Here is a 23597-nt window from a genome sequence, read left to right on the forward strand (position 1 = left end):
GCCGATAGCGTTTGGAGAAGTACCGGGTAATTGGAAGAAAATCTTTAAGAGTTGTTAAAACTATTTCCGGTTTTTTAAAAAAGAGTTCACACGGTTAATGTGTTCTTCACTCTCCCAGAATTTGCTGAATGGTTTCAGCTCTTTAGTAATATCCCTCTTCTTTTCGCCTTTCATGTATTCGATAAATGGTCGGTCGTTCAGGGTCAATCTTTTTATCAGTTTGTCCAGCCCTGTTTTGTAGGAATCTGAGGGAAATACATCTTGAATTAAACCAGCGGTAAAGGCTGTTTCTGCGTCTATTACTTTTTGAGAAGCAAGCCAGTAGTCGGCCAGCTCCCGGCCTACACAATCACTTAATCGTGTGAGCCCGCCCCATCCAGGCGGGAGGTAGAACTTGCCCTGTGTGAATCCGAAGGTTGCAGATTCATGAGCAATTCTAAAATCGAAGCTGAGCATAGTTTCCCAGCCGCCCCCATAAGCATGACCGTTTACGGCAGCCAGTGTCCAGCAGTTCAGGTTTTCGATGCGATCAAGAATAGATAACATTCGATCCGACATCTTTCGGGCGCCTTCTGCGCTCTTAATTTGGTGAAATTCGCGAAGATCACCGCCGGATATGAATCGATTCTCTTTGCCGGTGAGAACAAACAACCGCAAACTGGAGTCCTGTTCAGCCTCAGTAAGAAGCTCTTCAAGACGATCCATGACTTCAAAGTTGATGGCGTTCATCGCACCGGGTCGATCAATAACGGCCTTCAGTACAAATTTTTCTCTGGATACGTGGATGGGCATGTTCAGGAGTTTTTCAGCTTCTCTTCAGAAGTGAGGGGCGGCCGGACCGAATTTACAAGCCAATCGAGGTAGTCGCTGTTGCCTTCCTGTTCAGAAATATTGAACGTTATGACACATGGAACCTCGTAGGAGTGAAGCTCTTTCACTCTTTTGGTGAGCGGGCTTACATTGCTATAAGAAGTTTTAGCAATCAGAATGGTCTCTTTTTCAGAAACCACTTCATCCTTCCAGCGATAAATTGATTCCATCCCATCCATAATGTTAACACAAGCGGCGAGTTTTTCCTCAACGAGTTTCTGGCCGATTATTTGGGCTTCCTGTTTATCTTTCGTGGTGATGTAAACAACGCGTAAATTTCTAAACATAACTCAATAATTGAATGAGGACTGTTTTTGATGAAAACTACGAAAAAGAGAGGAATCAATAACAAACAGATCCGGTAAATAAAATGTGTGGTGTTTGGTTGAATTGAGAATAAAAAAACCTTAACTTATTAGGCTCTGATTCTCAAGTAGAAATCAGGTTGTTGCGAGAGTGGCGGAATTGGTAGACGCGCTAGATTTAGGATCTAGTACCTTTACCGGTGTGGGGGTTCGAGTCCCCCCTCTCGTACTCCAATCTTACACAATTATCTGATAATTAAATTTTATTGAAAGTGGACATTTCTGTTCAGGATATCACATCCGTAGATAAGGAGATCATCGTAAAGGCAACAAGGGACGATCTCTCTGATAAATTCGACAAAGCTTACAAAAAGTATCAAAAACAGATCCAGATGCCCGGATTTCGTCCGGGACACGTTCCTCTCGGCCTTGTGAAGAAGCGTTTTGGCAAGGAGATTGAAATGGAGGAGATCAATTCATACGTTCAGGAAGTGTATGAGAAGGAGATTGTGCCTGAACATGAGCCTGTGGGTGAGACCAAGATGCTCGACCTGAACTGGGAGAATGATGAACTGGAAGTAAAGTTCAAGGTGGGTAAAAAACCTGAGTTTGAACTGACCGATCTCGAAAAAGTTGAAGTGGACAAAATGGTTCATGATGTAACGGACGAAGAAGTTGAAGAGGAGATTGAACGAACTCTTGAGCGTTCCGGAAACTGGAAAGAGATTGACGAAGAGATTACGGAAGAGTGCCGGGTTACTGTTGACGCAGTTTCACTGGATGAGGATGGAAATCCAATTGAAGGTGAAAAGGATGAGGATCAGAAATTGGATCTTCGCCAGGATGGTGCCAAGGAGTTTCGGGATAATCTTGTCGGCAAGAAAAAAGGCGATGTTGTAAAGATGGAGCTTGGAGAAGGTGACGAACTTGACCGGTTCGAAATGCACATCAAAAACGTTGAGCTGATGGAAAAAGCTGAATTGACTGATGAGTTTGTTAAAGAGCAGTCTAACGGCGAAGCTAAAAACGTCGATGAGTTTAAGAGCTTCATTAAGAGCAAAATGCAGGATTACTACGATCAATCTGCGCAGGATATGTTTAAGCAGGATGTGATTGATGTGCTTACAGAAGCGCACGAAATTGATGTGCCGGAAGTGATGCAGGATCAAATTCTCGACTCTTATGTTGAGTACGCAAAGCAGCAGTCCGGCGGGCAGTTACCACCCGACTTCGATTTCAGCGAATACAAAGAGAATATGCGTGAGCAGGCAGTTCGTGAGGGTAAATGGGCATTTATCAGCGAAAAATTGCAGGACAAATTTGATGATATCGAAATCAAACCGGAAGACATCGATGATTTTATAGGTGTAGAAGCTGCGAAATATGGAATGTCAGCCGATCAGCTGAAGGGTTATTATGCGCAGAATCCAAACCAGCTTGAGAGCCTGCGAACCAGCATTCGCGAGAACAAAGTTTTTGATAAATTGAATGATGTCGTTACTATTAACGAACTCTCAAAAGACGATTTTAGTAAGAAGAGAGAAGAAAAACAGAAAAACGACGATCAATAAACAGACGGTTCAGTCATGAATATCAAGCAACCCCTTTTTGAGTTTCCCAAAATGAGTGAAGTAGAACCGGTTCAGGCCAACCTGATCCCAATGGTTGTGGAGACAACCAACCGCGGGGAACGTGCCTACGACATCTACTCACGCCTGCTGAAAGACAGAATTATTATTCTGGGAACGCCTATCAATGATGCTGTGGCGAGCTCAATTGTAGCTCAGCTTCTATTCCTGGAGTCTCAGGATCCTGAAAAGGATATTAACCTCTACATCAACAGCCCGGGTGGAGTTGTATCTGCCGGAATGGCCATTTATGACACCATGCAGTATATCAAATGCGATGTTGCCACAACTTGTGTGGGAATGGCAGCCTCGATGGGGGCAGTATTGCTGACTGCCGGTGCCGATGGAAAACGAAATGCACTTCCGCACTCACGTATTATGATTCACCAGCCGTTGGGCGGAGTTCAGGGACAGGCCAGTGATATTGAGATTGAAGCTCAGGAGATTCTTCGGTTGAAGAAGGAGTTGAGCGGTATTCTTGCACATCACTCTGGTAAATCTGTTGAACAAATCATTGAAGACTCTGACCGTAACAAGTGGATGACATCTGACGAGGCGAAAGAGTATGGCCTTGTGGATCGTGTAATGCGGCGTGAAGAGAAGAAGTAGTAGAAGATTTTATTAATAAGTAAAAGTAGCGGCCATGAGTAAGAAAAATAAGGAACAGGTTACCTGCTCTTTCTGTGGCAGGTCGAATCAGGAAGTAAATTCAATGGTTGCGGGTCCGGATGTTTACATCTGTAACTACTGCGTTGAAGATGCATCCAGTATTATTGAGAGTGATTTGGCCGCCCTCAACAAACGAAGAGAGAAGAAGTACAAACCGCTGCTCAAGCCGCTGGAGATAAAGTCAAAACTGGACGACTACGTAATTGGGCAGGAAGATGCAAAAAAAGCACTTTCTGTGGCAGTTTACAACCACTACAAGCGAATTTCTGCCGGCACCGACTCAGACTACGACGACACGCGGATTGAGAAAAGCAATATCTGTATGCTTGGGCCAACCGGTTCGGGTAAAACACTTCTTGCAAGAACGCTGGCCGATGTGATTGACGTGCCCTTTACCATTGCGGATGCGACGGTTCTAACGGAAGCCGGCTATGTTGGTGAGGATGTGGAGAGTATTCTCAGCAACCTGCTGCAGGCTGCCGATTACGATGTTGAACGCGCCAAACGGGGAATCGTCTATATCGACGAAATTGATAAAGTATCCCGAAAAAGTGACAATCCTTCGATTACGAGAGATGTGTCGGGTGAAGGGGTACAGCAGGCGCTGTTGAAAATTTTAGAGGGTACTACGGCGAACATCCCACCCAAAGGCGGTCGTAAACATCCGGAACAGAGTTTTATTCAGCTTGATACAGCCGATATTCTCTTTATCTGTGGAGGTGCATTCAGTGGACTCGAAGAGATTATCTCTCGCCGTCTTTCTACAAGCTCAATGGGTTTTCAGTCAGAAGATCAGATTAAGGTAGACAAGGATGATCCGAAAATCTTCACAAAGATTGAACCTGAAGATCTTCAGAAGTTTGGCCTGATTCCGGAACTGATTGGCCGTTTGCCAATTATCTGTGGATTGGAAGAGCTTTCTGATGATGCGATGATCGAAATTTTGCTCAAGCCGAAAAACGCCATCACAAAGCAGTACAAAAAACTGTTCAACATGGAAGATGTGGAACTGGTTTTTGAAGATGATGCACTTCAGGCAATTGTTGAACGCGCCAGAGAGCGAAAAACCGGTGCCCGTGGACTCCGCTCCATTCTCGAAGATGCCATGCTGGATGTCATGTTTACTTTGCCATCAATGAAGAACGTAAAGAGGTGTGTAATCACCCGCGAAACGATCGAAAAGAAGGCTCCTCCGGTGTTTGAAAAGCAGAAAGCTTCAGCTTAGGTATTTTTCTCCCGCTATTCACGTTAGATTGGGAGCATACTTTTTTGGATATTAGACCAAACAATACCAAATGCTTCCATGCGAAAATTGCTTCCGTTAAACAGGCTTAAAATTATTCTGGTCATACTCCTGATTGTATTGGCGGGGGTCTCTTTTTTCTACAACCAGTTTCTCCTTAACAAGCTGATGGAGCAGGAGCGAACCAGTATTGAGCTATGGGTTAAAGCCTTTGAATTCTACAACCTGCCATCTCACCAGCGAGCCAGTCGCGATCTGAATTTTGTAGCCAATGAATTAAGGGCTTATGAAGAGGTGCCCGACAGTCTCTCCCGGATGATATTGGAAGCAGAGGCAAATGAATCGACAGCAGGCTTTTTATTCAGTGAAATTATTCAGCCCGACCTGTTCAACATCCCTGTAATTGTAGTAGATGAACCCAACTTTATTGTCTATGCCAGGAATCTGGATGATCCCGACATTTCAGTTGCAGAATTTATCGATAAGTACTCGGTCAGTACGCCTCCTATCCCCATTACCTTTGGCGAAGAGCCCCGTATTCGTCGTCAATATGCCTACTATGGGGAGAGTCCAACTATCCAGTATCTGAGGTACTTCCCTTATATCCAGTTTGGTATTCTGCTTCTGTTAATGGGAATGGGATTCACTACATATAGAAGTATAACAAGGTCTGAACAGTCCAACCTTTGGGTCGGTATGGCTAAAGAAGCGGCGCATCAACTTGGAACCCCGCTCTCAAGCATGTACGGTTGGCTTCAGCTGCTCAAGGACCGCCACCAGGAGGATGAACAGACTCTGTCTATTGCCTATGAAATTGAGAAGGATGTGAGTCGTTTAAAGGGGATTGCTGAACGTTTTAACAAGATTGGCTCTCAGCCTGAGCTGAAAAGGGTCAGCATTGATCCTATTATTGATGAGGTGATTGCCTATATGGAGAAACGACTTCCACAGCTCGGTAAAAATATTGAGGTGAGAAAATCAATAGATACTAATGCCAAAGCGAATTTAAATCCGGAGATTTTTCAATGGGCAATTGAAAATCTGATCAAGAATGCGATGGATGCGATAAAGTCGAGTTCAGAAAATGCCTATGTTTCGATTGCAGTTACGCAGGATGGTTCTCAACTGTACATTGACATTGAAGATTCGGGAACAGGAATTGACAAAAAGAATCTGAGCGATGTTTTTAAACCGGGCTTCAGTACAAAAAAGAGAGGGTGGGGGCTCGGATTAAGTCTCACAAAAAGAATTATAGAGGATTACCACAATGGGAAGGTGTTTGTACTGAACTCCGAGGTTAACAAGGGAACCACAATCCGGATAGTCATTCCGGTTTCTGAAAGTCAGTCTTGAGTGTATCCTTTCTTGGTGGCGTAATCCATTAGCTGTGCTTTCAGCAGATTTCTTCCCCTGTGAAGTCTTGATCGAATGGTTCCGATCGGAACATCTAGCATATTGGCAATCTCTTCGTAAGTAAAATCTTCCACATCACAGAGAAGCACAACTGTTCTGAAATCTTCCGGAATCTCATCCAGGGCGTTGGAGATATCATCGTCGATAAGCTCACGGAACATTTTATCTTCCATATCGGACGTTTCCGTCCGTTCTGCCCGTATCGATTCGTAAAATGAAGCCACCTCATCGTAATCAACTTCCTGAGGTTTTTTCGATTTCTTTCGGTAATTATTGATGTAGGAATTTTTCAGAATACGGAAAAGCCAGGCCTTTGCATTCGTGCCTTTTTCGTAGCTGTCGAAAAACCTGTAGGCCTTAACGATTGTATCTTGAACAAGGTCTTCAGCGTCATTTGGATCGGAGGTGAGCCTCAAACCAAAATTATATAAAGCATCCAGATGAGGGATAATCTCCTCATTGAAATCTTCTTGTTTTCTAATTTCTTCTTTTGAAAGTGACGCCATCCCTTCCTCGTCAGAGCGAGTCTGCATTTATAAGATTAATTGTAATTCTATCCGAGTAATCCAAACCCCAGATATTTACTGCTTCTTTAGAGAACTAATGTATTTTCTTTCAACGTCTTTTTCCAATTGAAAGAATTGATCGATCCTGTAGAATATATTTAAGACGCGTTGGTATGAATAGGTCTTACATATTAAGTACTACAATCAGATCATATATAGCATGAGTCCAAGCTGCCATCCCAAATCCTCTAATAACATAAATAAGATTTAGCGCTAAGCCAAACAAAAACCGAAATAAAAATGTGCTCAGAACCAATGAATCGGCATATTCACCTATGTAATGAACACCGCTAAATATCAATGCCGCAAGGACTACAGAAGTAGCAACAGCCATGTTTTTTCCCTTTAAAAAAAAGCGAAAAATATAGATCAGCAGGCTTACCAGAATCACCCTGAAAAATAGTTCTTCGTATAAACCGGCGCCAAGCGACAGCGCAATCAGTTGAAGTTTGCTAAAATTAGCAGGCAGCCCATTAGCGGACTGCAGCAGTAAAAAATCTACAATATTTGAAATAACAAGGGCTGCGAAAACCGCATAAACAGAAGCTTCGCAAATCATTATGAGGAAATAACTCCTTCGGACGCTTTGCAGTTCCCTTTTTTTTCGATATAGAATGATCCCGCCAATCAGTGCGGCAATAATCAGTGTGGCTGATATAGCATCCCATCCAAGGTAGAGGAACAGAGACTTGAACCAGATATCAACGGAGATACGTGCCGGTGCTCCTGTCGGTTGGGAGATGAGTATCAATACCTCATAAAGCAGCAGAAGAGGAAGTGAGATGAGATAGCTGTAGAGTAAGCCGCCGGTCTGCTTAAAGTAATTCTCCATAGGTAGATATCGCACACCCCGATTGTGCAGTGTGTTTTATTGGTCTAGGTAGATTGTTACTCTCGCCTGTTCAATCGAGCTGAATTCCAGCAAATTGTACGCGGCATTCGAGAGTTTGAGACCATCTCCGGAGTGTCGGTCATTCACTTTTACAAAAATTCCATTTCCGTTGGATGAATTCTCAATAAAAATAACCCTTCCAAGAGCAATATTGGGGTGGGCAGCGGTAAGCTGATCAGGATTGTACAGCTCGCCGCTGGTTGTTGGGCTTGCGACATCATTTTGGGAATACCTAAAAACTGAAACACTGCCAAGATTCTCCAGGTCTGAGCCGGACCGGTATGGGTTGTCAAAACTTCTTGTTGGCGGAAGCAGAACCGTTAATCGCTGGCCGGCTGATATTTGATTCATGCTGAGTCCCGGATTTAATGCAAAGAGTTCACCTTCACTCATCTGAAACTTGTTGAGTAGCGTTCGGCCGTTTTCACCCGATTGTACACGATATTGAACAAACCGCCCCTGCGGTGTGGATTCTTCCGACCCTTCAGCCACGGAAGGTGCCGATGGCTGATCAGACGGTACTGTAAGTCGCTGACCAACCCGAAGCATATCGGTTTCCAGGTTGTTTAGCTCTTTTAATTCGTTGACAGACAGACCATGCTGATTTGCAATTCTGTAAAGAGAGTCCCCGCTGCGCACAATATAATAGGTGTTTAGGCCTCCCTCTCTCTGCCGAACAATCGACTCTCTCTGCTCCGGCTCTTCAGCGGCTTCAGGTTCTATGGCTTCCTGTTCTTGCTGGTTGTTGATCGGCCTGAAGATTCTCAACTCCATTCCTGTTGAAAGGTTAGGATTCTCAAGATTATTCCACTGCTGTATTTCGGCAATCGTTACGTTATATCTTCGAGAGATAGAAAAAAGAGTTTCACCCGGTTCAACCGTGTGAGTAATTTGGTTTTCAGTTTCGGGTGCAGTGATGCGTAAGGTTTGACCAACTGAGAGATTGTCGCTGTCAAGATTATTCCATTGACGTAGGTCACTAACGGCAAGTTCGTATTGGCGGGCAATGCTGAAAAGAGTTTCACCGGCCTGTACAGTATGAGTTTCCGGTTGCTGCTGTGCTAATGATGATTGAGGGGTTGCGAACAGCAACAGGGTCATTAATGGAAATATGATTAGAATAATCGAGCGAACGTTAATCTTCATAGTCAGTTTCGATCTTAAGGTTTTCCAGTGCTTCGGACAGTTCCAGTTCTGTACGTCTGTTTTTCTGATCTTTGGCCAGTTCAATGCCTCTGTTAAATAACTCTCCGGCCTGTTGATGATTGCCCATCCGTTGATATAGTTTTCCTAAATGATAGTAAACGCCCAGGTAGTCGGAATCTTGCTTTAAAATAGATTCAAATAAAACCACAGCTTTAGTTACCTGATCCCGCTTCAGGAGTTCCAGTGCAAGTGCAAACTTGGAGAAGGAGTCGTTCGGATTCTTCTTCAGGTTAAAAGCGAGTCGTTTAATTTTATCATTGGGATTGCTCATGCAGTCTCAGATTGATATCGTTTTTTAATCTCATTCATTGAGTCTCCGCCAAACTTTTCAAGAATTGCATTGGCAAGCACAGGTGCAATGACGCTTTCTGCTACCACGACCGCACGGGGAAGTGCGCAAACATCAGATCGTTCATACCGGGTGTCCTGTATCTCTTTGGTTACCAAGTCAGCAGTTTTGAGCGGTTTGATCATGGTAGGAATGGGTTTCATGACTCCACGAATAATGAGTGGCATCCCCGTCGTCATTCCTCCTTCGATGCCGCCTGCACGATTTGTACGCCGGGCGAAAGTGTTATTATCATGAACGATCTCATCGTGTACTTCATGCCCGCGGCTTCTGCCGGCTTCAAAGCCCAACCCTATTTCAACTCCTTTCATAGCCTGCGTACTTACAATTGCCTGGGCAAGCTGTCCGTCAATTTTTCGATCCCAGTGTACATAGCTGCCGAGGCCAGCGGGCAGACCCGTTACAATAATTTCGTAAATACCCCCGAGAGAGGTGCCCTCTTTCCTGCGGAGTTTAATCTCTTCGCGCATCTCGGCACTCAGTTTCTCGTTGAGGCATCGAACATCCGACTGATCGGCAGATTTATAGACTTTTTCAGCACCTTCATCAGCCAGCGGGTCTGCAATTTCCCGTACTTTATCCCAGCCCTCGTAACCTACTGAGCCAATTTGGATAACATGACCTCCGATCTCAATACCGAGCTCTTTCAAGAATGCCCGGGCAACGGAGCAGCAGGCAACCCTCATGGCGGTTTCACGGGCACTGGATCTTTCAATAACCGGGCGAATATCATCAAAATCATACTTTTGCACACCAACAAGGTCTGCATGACCGGGGCGCGGAAGGGTAATGCGTTCCACATCACCGCGTTCACCGGATTTTGCCATTACTTTGGGCCAGTTGCTGTCATCTTTTTCGAATGCCCGATTTACCATCGAAAGCGCAATCGGGGCGCCGGTTGTTTTACCAAACCTCACACCGGACTGGATAATTGCCCGGTCTTTCTCAAATGCCATTCGGCCGCCCCGTCCATACCCCTTTTGGCGGCGAACAAGGTGCTGCTCTATAAATTCTTCGGATAATTGGAGTCCGGCCGGAGCTCCTTCTAATATTCCAGTCAATCCTGGGCCGTGAGATTCGCCTGCTGTAAAATATCGAAACATGGTGTAATGGGATTATAGATGTTACTTCTGACAGAAGATAATGGATTTAAGGTCTAAGTTCTCAATAATGCCTAGGAATTCTCAGGAGAGCATTCACGCTTCCATTACAGAAATTGCAAGAGATGAATTAACAACACATTTGGAGTAAAAGTTTTGTAATATTGTAGACTTTAAACCGGAATAAAATATGCAAGAAATCCGGTGATGTTTTTAATCATCTGATACAATTAAATGCACTATCTCAACGAACTTGGAAAATATAGTTCACTGCTTTATCAGGCACTGAGATCATCTACGGAGTTTTCGACCTACCGCAAAAACCTTTTTCAGGAACTTGTGAAAATCGGTTATGATTCTGTACCTATCATCATGCTGACCGGAGTTTTTACCGGTTCTGTGATGACTTTACAGTCTGCTTATCAGTTGCAATCGGCATTTATTCCCATTTCAACGATTGGTGCCATTACCTCCGAGTCGATTTTGATCGAGCTTGCTGCTGTAATCTCCAGTCTGGTACTTGCGGGAAAGGTTGGGGCTAGAGTTGCAACTGAGCTGGGAACGATGCGTGTAAGTGAACAGATTGATGCGTTGGAATCAATGGGATTTAATTCGGTCTCATTTTTGGTTGTGCCCAGAGTTTTGGCCGGCATCCTTATGTTTCCGGTTCTCTACATCGTAGCCAGTGTATTTGGAATTGGTGGAGGCGTTGCAGCCGGTTTCTTTTCCGGACAGGTTCCCCCGGCCGATTTTCTTCAGGGAGCAAGGATGTATTTTTATCCCTGGAATGTGATTTTCGGTTTCACAAAAATGATTGTTTTTGGGTATATCATCACCTCTGTGGCGTGTTATAAAGGATATTTTGCACGAGGCGGCGCAGAGGGTGTGGGTAAGAGTACTACGGACGCCACAGTGCTTGGCTGTATACTCGTTCTTTTAGCCGACTTTGTATTAGCAGCCCTATTACTATGATCGAAATTAAAAATCTTACAAAATCTTTTGGCGACCTGCTGGTATGGGAGGATGTGTCGCTGACTATTAATGATGGTGAGACGATAGCCATTATAGGCAGGTCGGGCTGCGGTAAATCGGTTCTTTTAAAGCATATCAATGCACTGCTTGTGCCCGATAGCGGAGAGGTACTGATCGACGGGAAGAATATTTTTGATCAGGACTATGTAGATCAGCGAAAAATGCGCCAAAAATTTGGAGTGCTTTTTCAGGGTTCCGCCCTGTTCGACTCCATAAACACATTTGAGAATGTAGCCTTCCCGCTTCGTTATTTTACCAATCAAAGTGAGGAAGAGATTCGAGATAATGTGATGCAATCACTTCAGTATGTAAATCTTGAGGAAGCGGCTGATAAGGAGACATCGGAGCTGTCCGGTGGTATGCGAAAACGAGTAGGGCTAGCAAGGGCCATTGTTCTGAAACCAGAATACATTATGTATGATGAACCTACATCCGGGCTGGATCCCAAAACCGCAGATGAAATAAATGAGCTAATTAACGGTATGGCTGATGCCCTGGATATTACATCAATTGTGGTAACACACGACATGCATAGCGTGCTGGAAGTTGCAGATAAGGTCGCCTTTTTGGATCAGCAAAAGCTAAGCTGGTTTGGTTCGGTAAATGAGATGAAATCGAGCGACCATGAAGAGCTTCTCAGTTTCATCAAAGCCAGCGAGTATCAAATTATTTGATAATGAAAGTAAAATTGACACAGATATGAAGAATGAAGCAAAAATTGGAATAACGGTTTTACTGGCGATACTTGTTGCCATTGTAGGATTCCGTTTTATGAGGGATGTACCCATTTTTCGCCAAACCCTTGAAGTATCAGCTGTATTTGACCGCGGCGATGGAATCAATCGCGGTAGCTTGGTAAATCTGAAAGGAGTAAAGGTTGGATCCGTCAGCCGTGTGAATCTTACACCTGATAATAGGGTAAGAGTAACCATGCAGCTGAATGAGGATTTAAGAATTCCAGTCAACTCGGAAGCGCACCTTACCTCACTGGGGATTGTAGAGGGGAAATCGATCGTGCTGCACCTCGGCGATTCAGAAAATATTGTTCAGTATGGCGGTGAAATTGAGGGGGTTTATATAGAAGGGGTTACGGAAGTTCTTGGAAGTAAAGGGGAGGAGCTTGCGGGGGATGTATCTGCGTCTCTGTCTCAATTAAATCAATTTTTGCAGCAACTGAATAAAACACTGGATGATGATACGCGCCAGTCTGTAGATCAGACGTTGAAAAATGCAGATTCCGCAATGCAAACTATCGCTGAGACACTGGAGAAAAATAAACAGGATATTGACCAAGCAATCTCTTCAGCAAGTCGAACGATGATGCAGCTCGACACGCTCGCTACCGATAACCGTCCGCGGGTGGACAGCCTGCTTGCTTCGCTTGAGGAGAATGTAAATGAGCTGCATAAAGTAAGGACCGAACTGGAAACAGCTTCGGTGAATCTGAATCAAATTCTGGAGAAGATAAACAGCGGGGAAGGAACCATGGGCCGCCTGGTGAACGACCCTTCACTGTATGAGAACCTTGATCAGCTGTCAAAGGAGATGAATGAACTTGTGAAGGGAATTAATGAAGATCCCGGGCGTTATCTGAAACATATGAGCATCATCGAAATTTTTTAAAGACTACGGTTTGAATTCATATTACAATCGGTGCATTAAATTGCGGTTCGCGATGTGTTGTCGTATATTTTCAGGCTCAAAAAAATTGTCACATATAATTCTAAACTGAAGATTCAGAGGTTTGTCTCATGGGTGTAATGGAAAAAATGAGAAATAGTACCGCATCAATTTTGTGGATACTGATATTCTCGTTTGGTGTATTGTGGGTATTGGCCGACACGCAGGTATTTGATGCAGTTGGCGCCGGCCCAAGAAATTTAGGAACGGTAAATGGCGATGAAATTTCACTGGAGGAGTACAATCAGCGTGTAAGCTTTTACACTGATCAATTCGCCCAGCAATCAGGTCGTTCAATGTCACCCGAAATGCGGGCTATGTACGAAAACCAGGCTTGGGAAGATCTGGTTGCCGCTCGTCTGATTGAACAAAAAATAAATGAACTTGGAATTACTGTAACCGACAGAGAGCTGATGGATATGGTTACCGGTGATAATCCGGCTCCTTTTATTCGTCAACAATTTCAGCAGGAGGACGGGACGATAGATCGTATTGCTCTTAGAGCTGCAATTGAAGCACCTGAAAACAGTGAGATCTGGATTATGATTGAGCAGCAGCTACGTGAAAACCGACGCCAGGAGAAGTTGAATAACTTTATCTCCTCCGGTATGAAGGTAAGCTCTTTGGATATTCGAAATGAATATATTCGTTCAAATTCCTTTGCAGATATTGAATTTGTCCGTTTCCCATTCAGTGATATTTCAAACGATGAAATTGTAGTGACAGATGATGAACTGCGTCAGTTTTATCGCAACAACTCCTCCCGTTATCAGCGTAGTGAAACCTACCGTTTTCGATTTGTGAGCTGGGATAAAACCCCAACAGCAGAAGATACAACCAACACGGTTCGCGAGATTGAAGATCTACGCACAGCATTTGCCGAATCAACTAACGACTCTCTTTTTGTTCTGAGATATCAGTCAGCTGTGCCCTTCCGTGGGTCCTATGTGGCAGTTGAAGATCTTCGGGAAGAGTATGCTCCCGTTATCGATCTGGACATTGGTGAAGTATCGGATGTTGTGATGGTTAACGGAGATCCGCATGTGTTCAAAAAGGTTGACCAGCGCGGAAATGAAATTAAATTTGCCGTTCTCTCCTACAATGTGGAAGCCGACCCGATCGGGACGATTGACAGACTTGCAGAAGCAGCTGAAGAGTTTCAATTCTACGCAAACGCAGACGGTTTTGAAGAGGAAGCAGCACAAAGAGGTCTGGAAGTTCGTCAGGCAACGGCCACGAAAGACAATCCGTTTATACCCGGTTTAGGTGCGTCGCAACAGACCTTACAGGCTCTTGAAGGATTACGAGCTAACCGTATTTCAGACCCAATTGAGCTGGATAATCAATTTATTGTAGTTCAACTGCTGGAAAGAACACCGGAGGGAACCCGCCCGTTTGAAGAGGTGCGATCGCAGGTTGAGAATGCTGTTCGAACAGAGAAAAGAAAAGCACAGATGACCGGCAGAGTGAGAGAACTTTTACAAAGCAACAGTGATCTGGAAGCTATTGCCGCCGCAGCAGAACGGGAGATTCAGAGTGCTGAAGGTGTGCGAATGGGCGGATCGACAATTCCCGGGGCCGGTCGTGAACTTCGCGTAATCGGTGCCATCTTTGAAATGGAAGAAGGGCAAACTTCCGGTGTTATTGAAGGAGATAATGCGGTGTTTGTAATCCGGGCAATTGGAATAGACCGGGCCGATCCTATGAATATGTCATCTGCTGAACGTACTGAAATTCGAAACCGACTGGAACAGGAGCGCTTTATGGCATTCAATCAGGTGTTTATTGAGCGCTTGAAAGAGGGGGCCAGTATCCGCGATAATCGAAGCCAGATTCTTCGATAAACGCTTTTTCAGTTAATTTTTTAGAAGGGTAAGAGAATTTCTCTTACCCTTTTTTTATTGGTAATTTATTACTTCTACCTAAGAAGAAACGATTTGTCTCATGTCCGATCAGAATGACAATGTATGGATGCAGCGCGCCCTAAGTTTAGCGGTGAAAGGACTGGGTTATGTTTCTCCGAACCCTATGGTCGGGTGTGTTATTGTATCCAAAGAAGGGGATGTGATCGGTGAGGGGTATCACGAGCGCTATGGAAAAGCACACGCTGAGGTGAATGCAGTTCGATCCGTAAAGGATGAATCGAAACTGAAGGATGCGACTGTCTATGTAACACTTGAACCATGTTCGCATCAGGGGAAGACTCCGCCTTGTGCACCCATGCTAGCGAAACTACCCATTGAGCGGGTTGTTGTAGCCATGAAAGATCCAAACCCTGAGGTGAATGGAGGTGGACTGGATATATTAAGAGAGAATGGCATACAAGTTGAAACCGGGATACTGAAGAATGAAGCAGAGAAATTAAATGAGAAATGGATTCACGCCCTGGAAACATCCATGCCATTTGTTACGCTTAAGATTGCACAAACTGCTGATGGCTATGTGGCAGCTCCCAATGGAGACTCTTCCTGGATTTCCTGTAAAGAGTCGAGGCAGATGGTTCACCGATGGAGAAGTGAGGATGATGCCGTTATGGTTGGGCGGAACACAGCATTGTATGATAATCCTCAGCTAACTGTACGGCATGTAGAAGGTCGCCAGCCAAAACGAATAGTATTAGACGGCCCATACGAGCTGCCAAAAAACCTGAATCTTTTTTCAGATTCATTTGAAGAGAAGACAATTATCATCACTCACAACAAGAAGAAGGCAGAAGAGGATGTTGATCCGATGCTGAAGATGCTGAAATCCAATTATTTCAGAGGGCAAGTGGTTGTTACGGGAATAGAAGATGGACATATAGATCTTCGAGAAGCCTTTTCGAGATTGTATAAAATGGGTATACATTCTGTATTGGTTGAGGGAGGTCAACAGCTCTCCAGTGCCCTGATGAAGCAAAATCTCGTTGATCGATTGCAGCTCTTTATCGCTCCAAAATTGTTGGGAGGGGGATCTAAATCATTGATTGACCTCGGAATCAATAGAATGGAAGATATTCGTGAATTTAGAAGTTACAGCTGGCAGAAGTCCGGTTGTGACATGTTATTAACAGCAAATATATAGATTTATGTTTACAGGAATCGTTTCAGAAGTTGGAAATATAACAGAACTTAAAAAAATAAGAGGCGGCCAGGAAATTGCTATTGAATGTTCATTTGCGAATGATGTACACGTAGATGAGAGTATCGCGATAAATGGTGTATGCCATACCGTAGTATCACACAATGAAAAAGCATTTCATGTTCAAAGTGTTGAAGAGACACTTCGAAAAACAAATTTAGGCGACCTGGACGAAGGGAGTTCTGTTAACCTGGAACGGTCTTTAACGCTTGATAAAGCAGTTGAGGGGCACATTGTTCAGGGACATGTTGATACAACCGGCACAATTAAAAAAATTGAGAAAGATGGTGCTGATCTGCTGTTGACGATTGAATACCCTGAAGAGCACAGAGACTACATAGTTGGCAGAGGGAGTATTTCGTTAGATGGAATAAGCCTAACCATTGCCAGGAATGAGGGCAATCAGTTTACTGTGGCAATTATCCCTTATACATGGGAAGAGACAAACCTCAAAGGTAGAAAGGTTGGTGATAGAGTGAACCTGGAGTTCGATATCTTTGGAAAATATATTGTCCAGTATCTTCGAAATCGTGAAAACAGTTAACGGCTTGTGTCATTAAAATCGCGGATTTCGGCCGCTTGGAGATGAGCTTCTCTCCAGATTATTCAACAGTGGGAGCTTCTGGAAAAGCCCCTGAATTTGTGAACTGGATAGTGAGAGCCGGAAAAAGTAGTACTGAAAGTCTCCGAACGGATTGAACTGAAAGGAGAGATTCCAGCAAATCATATCTCTTTGCAGGCTGAACTGTGATGGGGTTAACTCTTTTTCGATGAAATCGTAACCGATGCGCGTACTCACTCTCCATTTTGGTGTCAGATTAAACTGAATGTTATTGGCATTCAGAACCGCACTCTTTCTGGCGTCTTGGCCAAATTGATAGGTCCAGCGATAGCTAAAATCCAGGCCAACACTCCAGGGCGTATCTGCTCGCTGAACAGGCTGCATATTAAACCGCTGATCAACAGGACTGAAGAAGGTTTGGTCCAGCGGGTCGTAAGGGCGATAGGGCGGTGTTGTTATTCTCGGCCCCCTGCTCCCCCCGCTAAAGCTGGTAGAGAGATTAAGACTGTAGCTTAACGGCTGCAGGAATTTGTTTGAGTCTTCCCAGATGAATGTGTTAATCTCGCGGCCGGTTTCATTCCGGGTGTACATAGAATAGGAAGCATTAGCCGAAATTCTTAAACCATCCACTACACGTGAGGAGAGCGACATATTTACCCGCTGAAAGTTTAGACTGTCGGCGGCAAAATTGTATCCGGAATTCACAGACAAGTTATCGATCAGCCGAAGGTTATTGGAACGAACCTCCCCGGTAGAGTCTCGTTTAACCTGCTTAGTTTCAAAAATATTGGTAATCCCGAACGACATGGTCATCTGTTCACCTCGGCCGGGGCCGGAAAAGATCTCATCCTCAAAAATGGAGTACTCCTGTGTATTGCCCAATGAATCTGATTGAACTTCCCGATAAACTCCCCACATCGGGTCGGAGAAGTCCGGGCTGTAGCTAAAACTCACATTTGGGCGAACGGTATGGCGAAGCCCTTCAAAATTTCCCACATTCATTTGCGAGATTCCGTAAAAGGTTGTGCTAAAGTTTAAACTGGTTGAAAAATCCCTTGCGGAAGCAAACCCTCTCACCCGATTGGTCTCAATTTGATTCTCATCGTCATTCCACTCTTTTCTGATAGATGACGGGAACCAGTATTCGTTTAAGTTAAAGTTGGCACTTACGTTCAGGAATTGGCTGGGGATGAGCTGCCCGGCAGATATCCCGACCCGCTGAATAAATCCCAATTGCAGGTGATCGTCGTTTCCTGTTGCCTCTCTGTACTTTGATGGGTCGAGCAGGGCATCAAACCAATTTATTTCGGCTGAATCTGCATCGATTGGTGTAAAGTTAAACTCCGACTTAAAATTGTTCCGATAGTTTACCGTAATTCTTTCATACCATTTCTCATCCTGTAGTCCGGGTTGATCTGACTTAAAAGGAGAGAACTGACGGGCAGAAAAGGTGAATTCCGGACCGGTCAATCGGGTTTGATTATTGGTAAATTGCTGATTCAGATTGGCTGTTGTACTGAAATTGAATGCTCCCTCCGGATGGCTGTATCGGTAGGAAATACGAGATGTGGAACTGGTGCTTGCTCTGTCGTTCGGGTCAAAAGAGTTTCTCTGGAAATAGTTGGACGTCCGTAAATTGATGTTTGCCGTTAAATTTGCATATGGCGAAAGCTGCTGGTCATGTGAGATCGATAACCGCTTATTGATCGTTTCAGAAAACCCGGGGTCCGTAGGTTCAAGCCCCTGTTCTCTTGAATAACCGAGAACAATATTGCCATTGAACTGGCCGGTGCTTCTGTACTGCATTCTGGACTCATTGAAAAAAGTGCCCGAGGTGAAGAGATCAAAAGATGTTTGAGCTGTGATATAGTCATTAAAATATTGAAACCACCCCAGATTCTGCAGGCCTATTCCTCGTGTGGATGTGTTTTGGTAGACATAGGTAGGTTCCAAAAGTCCGGAACGGCGGCTCTCGATTCCCGCAGGCACATACCCGAATGGAAAAACCAGAGGGTAGGGGATGTCGAGGATGAAGAGCCTAGCGTTGGTAAAGAAGACCTCTTCCTCATCCACCACTTTCATCCGATCGGCCTGTATGTAATAGTACATGTGGTCGGGCGGACAGGTTGAGTAAATGCCCTCTTCGATAAAAACCTCATTACGGGAGACATTTTTGACTTTTGTTCCAATTAAATAGCCATCATCCATCTGAAGTTCAGCCACCTCAAATTTGCCCTTCTCCGTTTCGTAATTAAAAAGAATTCGGGTGCTTCGCATTTCATCATCCTGCCTGCGCAGAATAGGGTACGATAGAGTGTCGTTGGGTGTATCAGTTCTCGCCTCAACCTGATTCATATTCAGGTTGAGTTCAATAGTGCCGGCGCTTAATTCGCCATTTGTATGTTTTACATTACTCGAGCCGTAGAGATTTGCAATACGCTGATTCCTGAAATTAAACGTCAGTGAATCCCTAGCCTGAAAGTTCACGGCATCGGGTGCCGATTTTCTGTCGGCTTGTCTGGTTTGAGGGGTTTGGGGTGTTTGTTCTTGAATCTGTTCAGGGGGAGGAATCGTATCAATTTCTGTAGATCGTAAAGTATCTTGAAGTGCCGATGGGATGGTGTCTCTAGCAGCCGGACGCAGTGAGTCGCTTACAACCTGTGCAGATGCACTGCTCCACACGGTAAGTCCGAGCAGGCAGAAAAGTACCAAAAGATATGATTTACGATTTCTGAAAAGGCGATTTTGCATGCATAAAGTCTAATCAACAGAGTTCTTCGAACGCAAGGCTTGCAGCTCCAAGCAGGGCTGCATCATTACCCAACGATTCATAAACAATTTCAAAACCTTCGCGAAACGGAGGCATAAGGTATTTTTTGGCGGTTTCTTCTGCAGGACCGAGAATCCACTTACCTGCTTTGGCAACACCGCCACTCACCACAATCTTATTGATGTCGAGAATGTGCACGTAGTTAACAATAGCATACCCCAGTTTTTCACCGGCTTGCCGTAAAATGTCAATACCAAGCTCATTTCCGGTTTCTGCTGCATCATACAGGTCAGCGGGCTCAAGCTTATCAAAATTTTTGTGGAATTTTGAATAGAGGGGGTTATCCGGATTTTGCCGGATGGTATCGGCGGCAAAACGGCTTAAAAACCGTTGGCCAAGGTAAGCTTCAATGCCACCACGAGTGTTGCTGTTTGAGAGCGGGCCGTGGTAGTTGATAATCACATGACCAAGTTCGCCGGCCATTCCGTGTACACCGCGATAGATTTTCTGATCAATAATAATTCCACCGCCAACTCCCGTTCCAAGCGTGACCATTATAAAACTTCCAAACGATTCACCGGCACCAAAAAAAGCCGACCCAAGTGCTGCGAGGTTAGCATCATTTTCGATTACGCAGTTATAGCCGGTTCGTTTTTTAATTTCGCCGGCCACGTTTTCAACTTTCCATCCGGTAAGATTGGGTGGATTTTTTACGGTTTTGCGATCGAGGCTGACCATCCCCGGCAGTCCCATGCCAATTCCGATCGGTTCTACATCATGCTCCTCGAGTAGTTTTTTAACGGCCATGGCAACGCGATCAAATACATGCTCTTTACCTAAGTCTGCTTGTGTTGGAATGGAAGTTGTTTCAATAAAGCCCGTCTTTTGATCAACCAGGGCCGCCTTGATGTTGGTGCCGCCCAGATCAATACCGATCGATATCATAGAATCTCATTTTAAATGGATAGGAAAGCCCGAAAATAGTGAAAAATGAGCAAAGGATTGGATTAATCGTCCGATTTTATGCGGTAAACTTTTTCGTCGGGTTTTCTCATGCCATACTCCTCTCGGGCGATTTTTTCCAGCAGGTCCGGATTATTTTCAAGCTCTTGGATTTTCTCTTCAAGTTCACGGGTTTGCTGTTGTAGCTCGTCCGTTTTCTGAATCAGTTCATCCTTTTTAAAGTTGAGGTCAACCCGTGTATAAAGGCTGTAGGTATCGATAAAGAGAAACCAGATGGCGATAAAAGCAATCAGTGCTCCTATCAGGTAGGAGCGTTTCCAGCGAAGTGGATTAAACTTTTGGGTGTCCATAGCATCAGATGATTATTCACTCGAAATTAGGTTAAATATCCGACTGATACAAAAGATTGAAGATTACATCCGATAATTGTTGAACATCAGTGGAAGAAATGAGTGCAAAAAAATAACCCCAGCCGGGTATCAGCCGACTGAGGTTAATCAAGAGAGAGTCATTAAAAATGTGAGTAACTCATAAAAGAGTCGTGAATCGGGAGGGGCTCGAACCCTCGACCCACGGCTTAAAAGGCCGTTGCTCTACCAACTGAGCTACCGATTCAGCAAATGTTTCAAGACTCAAAAGATAAGGATTCGATAGAGAAAAAATCAAACCTATTTCAGAAGTTTTTCAAAAAATGTTTTCGATAACAGTAAGCTTGTAAGTAACCTGAGAACTACTCTTAATTTGTGGTATGAAGTTGTTACATTTGTATAAACTGAACATGAAGTTATTCTCAATCGTTTAAATTTACTTTTGTCATGGCTACGATCTTTACAAAGATAATCAACGGAGAAATTCCGTGTCATAAAATTGCGGAGAACGAATCGCACATTGCTTTTCTTGATATCAACCCGATTGCGGAAGGGCATACATTAGTAGTCCCCAAAAAAGAGATCGACTATGTTTTTGACCTGCCTGATGACCTTTTGGGTGAGACGATGGTTTTTGCGAAAAAAGTGGCTGCAGGTTTGGACAACGCAGTGAAACCGATCAGAACAGGAGTGATTGTAGAAGGGCTGGAAGTACCTCACGCTCATATCCACCTGGTGCCGATCTATAAAGAGAGCCAGGAAGTTTCTTTGAAACGAAAAGTGAATGTTTCGGAAAAGAGAATGAAAGAGCTGGCTGAGTTGATTTCAAAAACTGTGGAGATTTGAGGGATGGAATTTCTTGTGTTGAATGGGCCAAATCTAAATCTTCTCGGAAAACGCGATCCGGGTGTATATGGATCAGAAACACTCTCCGATATTGAGCAGAGACTAAAGGAAAGCTTTCCCGAAATTGAGTTTAAGTTTGTTCAAAGTAATCACGAAGGAGAGCTGATCGATGCCATACAGAAGGCAAGAAATGGAACTGTTGACGCACTGATTGCAAACTGGGGCGGATTTACCCACTCTTCGGTTGCCATTCACGATGCACTGGAACTTCTTGAGATTCCCAAAGTGGAAGTACACCTGTCGAACATTCATGCACGAGAGGAGTTTCGTGAGCGATCCATTACCGGAAAAGCGATGAATGGAATCATTACCGGGTTTGGTGTGGACAGCTATCTTTTGGGTGTGGAAGCGGCGTTGAAAATTCTCGCAAAAAAATAACCCGTGCAGAAACTTAAGGAACTCTTTTCCGATACTCTTATCTACGGCATCAGCAGTGTGCTGGCGCGGTTTATCAACTATCTGCTGGTTCCGCTTCACACCGGGGTTTTTAATACGGCGCAGTATGGGGTGATCGGTTTGGTGTACGCGGCCATCGCTTTTCTGAATGTGGTGTTTACGTTTGGAATGGAGTCAGCCTATCTGCGCTATGCTGAAAATCGAAAAGAGGCTGCTTCGGTTTTTAAAACGCTTCAAACCGGGCTTCTGATTTTTGCTTCTCTTCTCTGTTTGGTTCTATACCTCTCCATGCCGGCTCTTATGCCGATGTTGAATTTGGGAGAAGAGACGTCCGTCATCTTTTTGATGATGCTCGGAATTCTCTGGTTTGATACGCTTTCGATTGTGCCCATGGCCGAACTTCGACTGACCCGAAGAGCCTATCTGTTTGCGGTTTTGAAGACGCTGAATGTGCTGATCAATCTGGCTCTTAACTTCTATTTGATACTATCGCTGGGTTGGGGAATTGAGGCGGTCTTTTTCGCGAATTTAGCCGGCTCGTTCATCATGACCGTTTTGGTCTGGATGTTTACCGCAGATCTGTTGAAGGGTTCGTTCAGCAAGAAGTGGATGAGCACCGCATTTGAGTTTGGCTGGCCGTTTGTGCCTTCTGGGATTGGGTTCGTAGTCAATGAGATGCTGGATCGCTTTCTGCTCAATAGTATGGATCCTGCCAACGCAGAGCGGCTTTATGGTGTAGGGACAACACCGGAAGATATTGTCGGGATCTACAATGCCTGTTATAAGCTCGCCGTATTTATGCTCCTGCTCGTTCAGATGTACCGGATGGCATGGCAGCCGTTTTTTATGCGTCACGCCAAGGATGGGGAGTCGCGCGAGCTGTTTGGTCAGGCGTTTATCTGGTACAACGCGTTTTCGGCACTGCTCTTTCTGGGAGTGGCACTATTGAAAGAGCAGATCGTAGCGATTCCCATTCCCGGCACCGAAGCTACGTTGATCGACAGCGCCTACTGGGGCGGGCTGGAGATTGTGCCGTTCCTTCTCTTGGCATACTGGTTTCACGGCTGGTATATCAACTTTTCATCCGGGGTATTTATCAAGGAGAAAACCCGGGTATTTTATAAAATCACTCTGATGGGTGCGGCGATTACAATTATTGCCAACCTGATTTTGATTCCCTACTTCGGGATGACCGGCTCTGCGGTGGCTACACTGCTCAGCTACGGGGCGATGGCGGTCACACTCGGAGTCTACAGCAAAAAGGTGATGGATGTACCATATCGCCTACCGGAGAGTTTTGGGTTGATGGCGGTAATGGCGGCACTGGTTTTTGCTGAACCGATTGTCATGGATCTAATCAACAATGGGTGGCTGCTTTCGAAGGCACTCATTGCCATAGTTGGGACGGTGGTTATAGTTATTTATATGAAAGCACTGCTCCCGAGCTCTAAAACGGATTCTTTGTAAGGAATCACAATTTACAGTTCCATATAAGTGCAGAGTTATTTTCTCGCAGATTTTCGCGAATTCTACCGCAGATGTTTCGCAGATAATAAAAA

General features: G+C 44.6%; 23 protein-coding genes and 2 tRNA genes. 14 read left to right on the forward strand and 11 right to left on the reverse strand.

The window, feature by feature from the left end; all coding sequences use genetic code 11:
* Positions 1-60: 60 nt before the first annotated feature.
* Together BG260_RS03655 and cutA are read right to left on the reverse strand one after the other, a co-directional pair.
* Positions 61-792 carry an enoyl-CoA hydratase/isomerase family protein gene (locus BG260_RS03655; RefSeq protein WP_069130592.1) on the reverse strand — a complete coding sequence of 244 codons (732 nt, stop codon included), beginning with the start codon at positions 790-792 and terminating at the stop codon, positions 61-63.
* A 2-nt stretch (positions 793-794) separates the two neighbouring features.
* Positions 795-1157, reverse strand: a complete 363-nt coding sequence (gene cutA, locus BG260_RS03660) for a divalent-cation tolerance protein CutA (protein WP_069130593.1) — start codon at positions 1155-1157, stop codon at positions 795-797.
* Positions 1158-1320: 163 nt separating this feature from the next.
* Between cutA and BG260_RS03665 the strand changes: the two genes are divergently transcribed.
* From BG260_RS03665 to BG260_RS03685, 5 genes are all read left to right on the forward strand, one after another.
* A tRNA-Leu gene (locus BG260_RS03665) sits at positions 1321-1404 on the forward strand.
* A gap of 43 nt (positions 1405-1447) precedes the next feature.
* Positions 1448-2746: a trigger factor gene (tig, locus tag BG260_RS03670; protein ID WP_069130695.1), complete on the forward strand. Its 1299-nt coding sequence runs from the start codon at positions 1448-1450 to the stop codon at positions 2744-2746.
* A 51-nt stretch (positions 2747-2797) separates the two neighbouring features.
* Positions 2798-3412 carry an ATP-dependent Clp endopeptidase proteolytic subunit ClpP gene (gene clpP / locus BG260_RS03675; protein ID WP_069130696.1) on the forward strand — a complete coding sequence of 205 codons (615 nt, stop codon included), beginning with the start codon at positions 2798-2800 and terminating at the stop codon, positions 3410-3412.
* A 34-nt stretch (positions 3413-3446) separates the two neighbouring features.
* Entirely contained in the window at positions 3447-4697 is a 1251-nt protein-coding gene (clpX, locus tag BG260_RS03680) for an ATP-dependent Clp protease ATP-binding subunit ClpX (RefSeq protein ID WP_069130594.1), read from the forward strand.
* A 78-nt stretch (positions 4698-4775) separates the two neighbouring features.
* Entirely contained in the window at positions 4776-6068 is a 1293-nt protein-coding gene (locus tag BG260_RS03685; protein ID WP_069130595.1) for a sensor histidine kinase, read from the forward strand.
* Here BG260_RS03685 and BG260_RS03690 read toward each other — a convergent pair.
* The 5 genes from BG260_RS03690 to aroC form a co-directional block, all read right to left on the reverse strand.
* Entirely contained in the window at positions 6059-6661 is a 603-nt protein-coding gene (locus tag BG260_RS03690) for a sigma-70 family RNA polymerase sigma factor (RefSeq protein ID WP_245683887.1), read from the reverse strand. The two genes, BG260_RS03685 and BG260_RS03690, sit on opposite strands and share 10 nt — an antisense overlap.
* Before the next feature lie 157 nt (positions 6662-6818).
* The gene (locus BG260_RS03695) at positions 6819-7541 is read right to left on the reverse strand and encodes a CPBP family intramembrane glutamic endopeptidase (RefSeq protein WP_245683888.1); all 723 of its coding nucleotides are present in this window, start codon (positions 7539-7541) and stop codon (positions 6819-6821) included.
* A 21-nt stretch (positions 7542-7562) separates the two neighbouring features.
* Positions 7563-8732: a LysM peptidoglycan-binding domain-containing protein gene (locus tag BG260_RS03700; protein ID WP_083750078.1), complete on the reverse strand. Its 1170-nt coding sequence runs from the start codon at positions 8730-8732 to the stop codon at positions 7563-7565.
* Positions 8722-9063: a tetratricopeptide repeat protein gene (locus tag BG260_RS03705; RefSeq protein WP_069130597.1), complete on the reverse strand. Its 342-nt coding sequence runs from the start codon at positions 9061-9063 to the stop codon at positions 8722-8724. Before BG260_RS03705 ends, BG260_RS03700 begins: the two co-directional genes overlap by 11 nt.
* Complete coding sequence (aroC, locus tag BG260_RS03710) at positions 9060-10244, reverse strand: chorismate synthase (RefSeq protein WP_069130598.1); 1185 nt, start codon at positions 10242-10244, stop codon at positions 9060-9062. Before aroC ends, BG260_RS03705 begins: the two co-directional genes overlap by 4 nt.
* 231 nt (positions 10245-10475) lie before the next feature.
* Here aroC and BG260_RS03715 point away from each other — a divergent pair, with 231 nt between their 5' ends.
* The 6 genes from BG260_RS03715 to BG260_RS03740 all read left to right on the forward strand — a co-directional run bounded on the left by BG260_RS03715 (position 10476) and on the right by BG260_RS03740 (position 16617).
* Positions 10476-11213 carry an MlaE family ABC transporter permease gene (locus tag BG260_RS03715; RefSeq protein ID WP_069130599.1) on the forward strand — a complete coding sequence of 246 codons (738 nt, stop codon included), beginning with the start codon at positions 10476-10478 and terminating at the stop codon, positions 11211-11213.
* Positions 11210-11947, forward strand: coding sequence for an ABC transporter ATP-binding protein (locus BG260_RS03720; RefSeq protein ID WP_069130600.1), 738 nt, complete (start codon positions 11210-11212; stop codon positions 11945-11947). Before BG260_RS03715 ends, BG260_RS03720 begins: the two co-directional genes overlap by 4 nt.
* A gap of 25 nt (positions 11948-11972) precedes the next feature.
* On the forward strand, positions 11973-12896 hold the full coding sequence (locus BG260_RS03725; RefSeq protein ID WP_176719425.1) for an MlaD family protein: 924 nt from the start codon (positions 11973-11975) through the stop codon (positions 12894-12896).
* A 146-nt stretch (positions 12897-13042) separates the two neighbouring features.
* Positions 13043-14797, forward strand: a complete 1755-nt coding sequence (locus tag BG260_RS03730) for a peptidylprolyl isomerase (protein WP_245683889.1) — start codon at positions 13043-13045, stop codon at positions 14795-14797.
* 100 nt (positions 14798-14897) lie between these two features.
* On the forward strand, positions 14898-16016 hold the full coding sequence (ribD, locus tag BG260_RS03735) for a bifunctional diaminohydroxyphosphoribosylaminopyrimidine deaminase/5-amino-6-(5-phosphoribosylamino)uracil reductase RibD (protein ID WP_069130603.1): 1119 nt from the start codon (positions 14898-14900) through the stop codon (positions 16014-16016).
* 4 nt (positions 16017-16020) lie between these two features.
* Complete coding sequence (locus tag BG260_RS03740) at positions 16021-16617, forward strand: riboflavin synthase (protein WP_069130604.1); 597 nt, start codon at positions 16021-16023, stop codon at positions 16615-16617.
* A 12-nt stretch (positions 16618-16629) separates the two neighbouring features.
* Here BG260_RS03740 and BG260_RS03745 read toward each other — a convergent pair whose 3' ends face one another.
* The 4 genes from BG260_RS03745 to BG260_RS03760 form a co-directional block, all read right to left on the reverse strand.
* Entirely contained in the window at positions 16630-19386 is a 2757-nt protein-coding gene (locus tag BG260_RS03745) for a putative LPS assembly protein LptD (RefSeq protein WP_069130605.1), read from the reverse strand.
* A 13-nt stretch (positions 19387-19399) separates the two neighbouring features.
* On the reverse strand, positions 19400-20350 hold the full coding sequence (locus tag BG260_RS03750; protein WP_069130606.1) for an ROK family protein: 951 nt from the start codon (positions 20348-20350) through the stop codon (positions 19400-19402).
* A gap of 62 nt (positions 20351-20412) precedes the next feature.
* Positions 20413-20718 (reverse strand): FtsB family cell division protein, encoded by a 306-nt coding sequence (locus tag BG260_RS03755; RefSeq protein WP_069130607.1) that lies wholly within the window; start codon positions 20716-20718, stop codon positions 20413-20415.
* A gap of 192 nt (positions 20719-20910) precedes the next feature.
* A tRNA-Lys gene (locus tag BG260_RS03760) sits at positions 20911-20983 on the reverse strand.
* Between the two features lie 200 nt (positions 20984-21183).
* Between BG260_RS03760 and BG260_RS03765 the strand changes: the two genes are divergently transcribed.
* Genes BG260_RS03765 through BG260_RS03775 form a run of 3 tightly spaced genes read left to right on the forward strand, consistent with a single transcriptional unit; the run spans position 21184 to position 23505 of the window.
* On the forward strand, positions 21184-21582 hold the full coding sequence (locus BG260_RS03765; RefSeq protein WP_069130608.1) for an HIT family protein: 399 nt from the start codon (positions 21184-21186) through the stop codon (positions 21580-21582).
* 3 nt (positions 21583-21585) lie between these two features.
* The gene (locus BG260_RS03770; RefSeq protein ID WP_069130609.1) at positions 21586-22020 is read left to right on the forward strand and encodes a type II 3-dehydroquinate dehydratase; all 435 of its coding nucleotides are present in this window, start codon (positions 21586-21588) and stop codon (positions 22018-22020) included.
* A gap of 3 nt (positions 22021-22023) precedes the next feature.
* Positions 22024-23505, forward strand: coding sequence for a lipopolysaccharide biosynthesis protein (locus tag BG260_RS03775; protein WP_069130610.1), 1482 nt, complete (start codon positions 22024-22026; stop codon positions 23503-23505).
* The last annotated feature ends 92 nt before the right edge of the window (positions 23506-23597 follow it).

The sequence above is a fragment of the Rhodohalobacter halophilus genome, from assembly GCF_001715195.1.
Classification (GTDB): domain Bacteria; phylum Bacteroidota; class Rhodothermia; order Balneolales; family Balneolaceae; genus Rhodohalobacter; species Rhodohalobacter halophilus.

Coding starts and splice junctions, on each gene's coding strand:
- clpX (WP_069130594.1), top strand. CDS start 3,447: ATGAGTAAGAAAAATAAGGAACAGGTTACCTGCTCTTTCTGTGGCAGG.
- BG260_RS03725 (WP_176719425.1), top strand. CDS start 11,973: ATGAAGAATGAAGCAAAAATTGGAATAACGGTTTTACTGGCGATACTT.
- BG260_RS03770 (WP_069130609.1), top strand. CDS start 21,586: ATGGAATTTCTTGTGTTGAATGGGCCAAATCTAAATCTTCTCGGAAAA.
- BG260_RS03715 (WP_069130599.1), top strand. CDS start 10,476: ATGCACTATCTCAACGAACTTGGAAAATATAGTTCACTGCTTTATCAG.
- BG260_RS03745 (WP_069130605.1), bottom strand. CDS start 19,386: ATGCAAAATCGCCTTTTCAGAAATCGTAAATCATATCTTTTGGTACTT.
- BG260_RS03740 (WP_069130604.1), top strand. CDS start 16,021: ATGTTTACAGGAATCGTTTCAGAAGTTGGAAATATAACAGAACTTAAA.
- BG260_RS03720 (WP_069130600.1), top strand. CDS start 11,210: ATGATCGAAATTAAAAATCTTACAAAATCTTTTGGCGACCTGCTGGTA.
- BG260_RS03730 (WP_245683889.1), top strand. CDS start 13,043: ATGAGAAATAGTACCGCATCAATTTTGTGGATACTGATATTCTCGTTT.
- BG260_RS03655 (WP_069130592.1), bottom strand. CDS start 792: ATGCCCATCCACGTATCCAGAGAAAAATTTGTACTGAAGGCCGTTATT.
- BG260_RS03690 (WP_245683887.1), bottom strand. CDS start 6,661: ATGCAGACTCGCTCTGACGAGGAAGGGATGGCGTCACTTTCAAAAGAA.
- BG260_RS03750 (WP_069130606.1), bottom strand. CDS start 20,350: ATGATATCGATCGGTATTGATCTGGGCGGCACCAACATCAAGGCGGCC.
- cutA (WP_069130593.1), bottom strand. CDS start 1,157: ATGTTTAGAAATTTACGCGTTGTTTACATCACCACGAAAGATAAACAG.
- BG260_RS03765 (WP_069130608.1), top strand. CDS start 21,184: ATGGCTACGATCTTTACAAAGATAATCAACGGAGAAATTCCGTGTCAT.
- ribD (WP_069130603.1), top strand. CDS start 14,898: ATGTCCGATCAGAATGACAATGTATGGATGCAGCGCGCCCTAAGTTTA.
- BG260_RS03705 (WP_069130597.1), bottom strand. CDS start 9,063: ATGAGCAATCCCAATGATAAAATTAAACGACTCGCTTTTAACCTGAAG.
- aroC (WP_069130598.1), bottom strand. CDS start 10,244: ATGTTTCGATATTTTACAGCAGGCGAATCTCACGGCCCAGGATTGACT.
- BG260_RS03755 (WP_069130607.1), bottom strand. CDS start 20,718: ATGGACACCCAAAAGTTTAATCCACTTCGCTGGAAACGCTCCTACCTG.
- clpP (WP_069130696.1), top strand. CDS start 2,798: ATGAGTGAAGTAGAACCGGTTCAGGCCAACCTGATCCCAATGGTTGTG.
- BG260_RS03685 (WP_069130595.1), top strand. CDS start 4,776: ATGCGAAAATTGCTTCCGTTAAACAGGCTTAAAATTATTCTGGTCATA.
- BG260_RS03700 (WP_083750078.1), bottom strand. CDS start 8,732: ATGAAGATTAACGTTCGCTCGATTATTCTAATCATATTTCCATTAATG.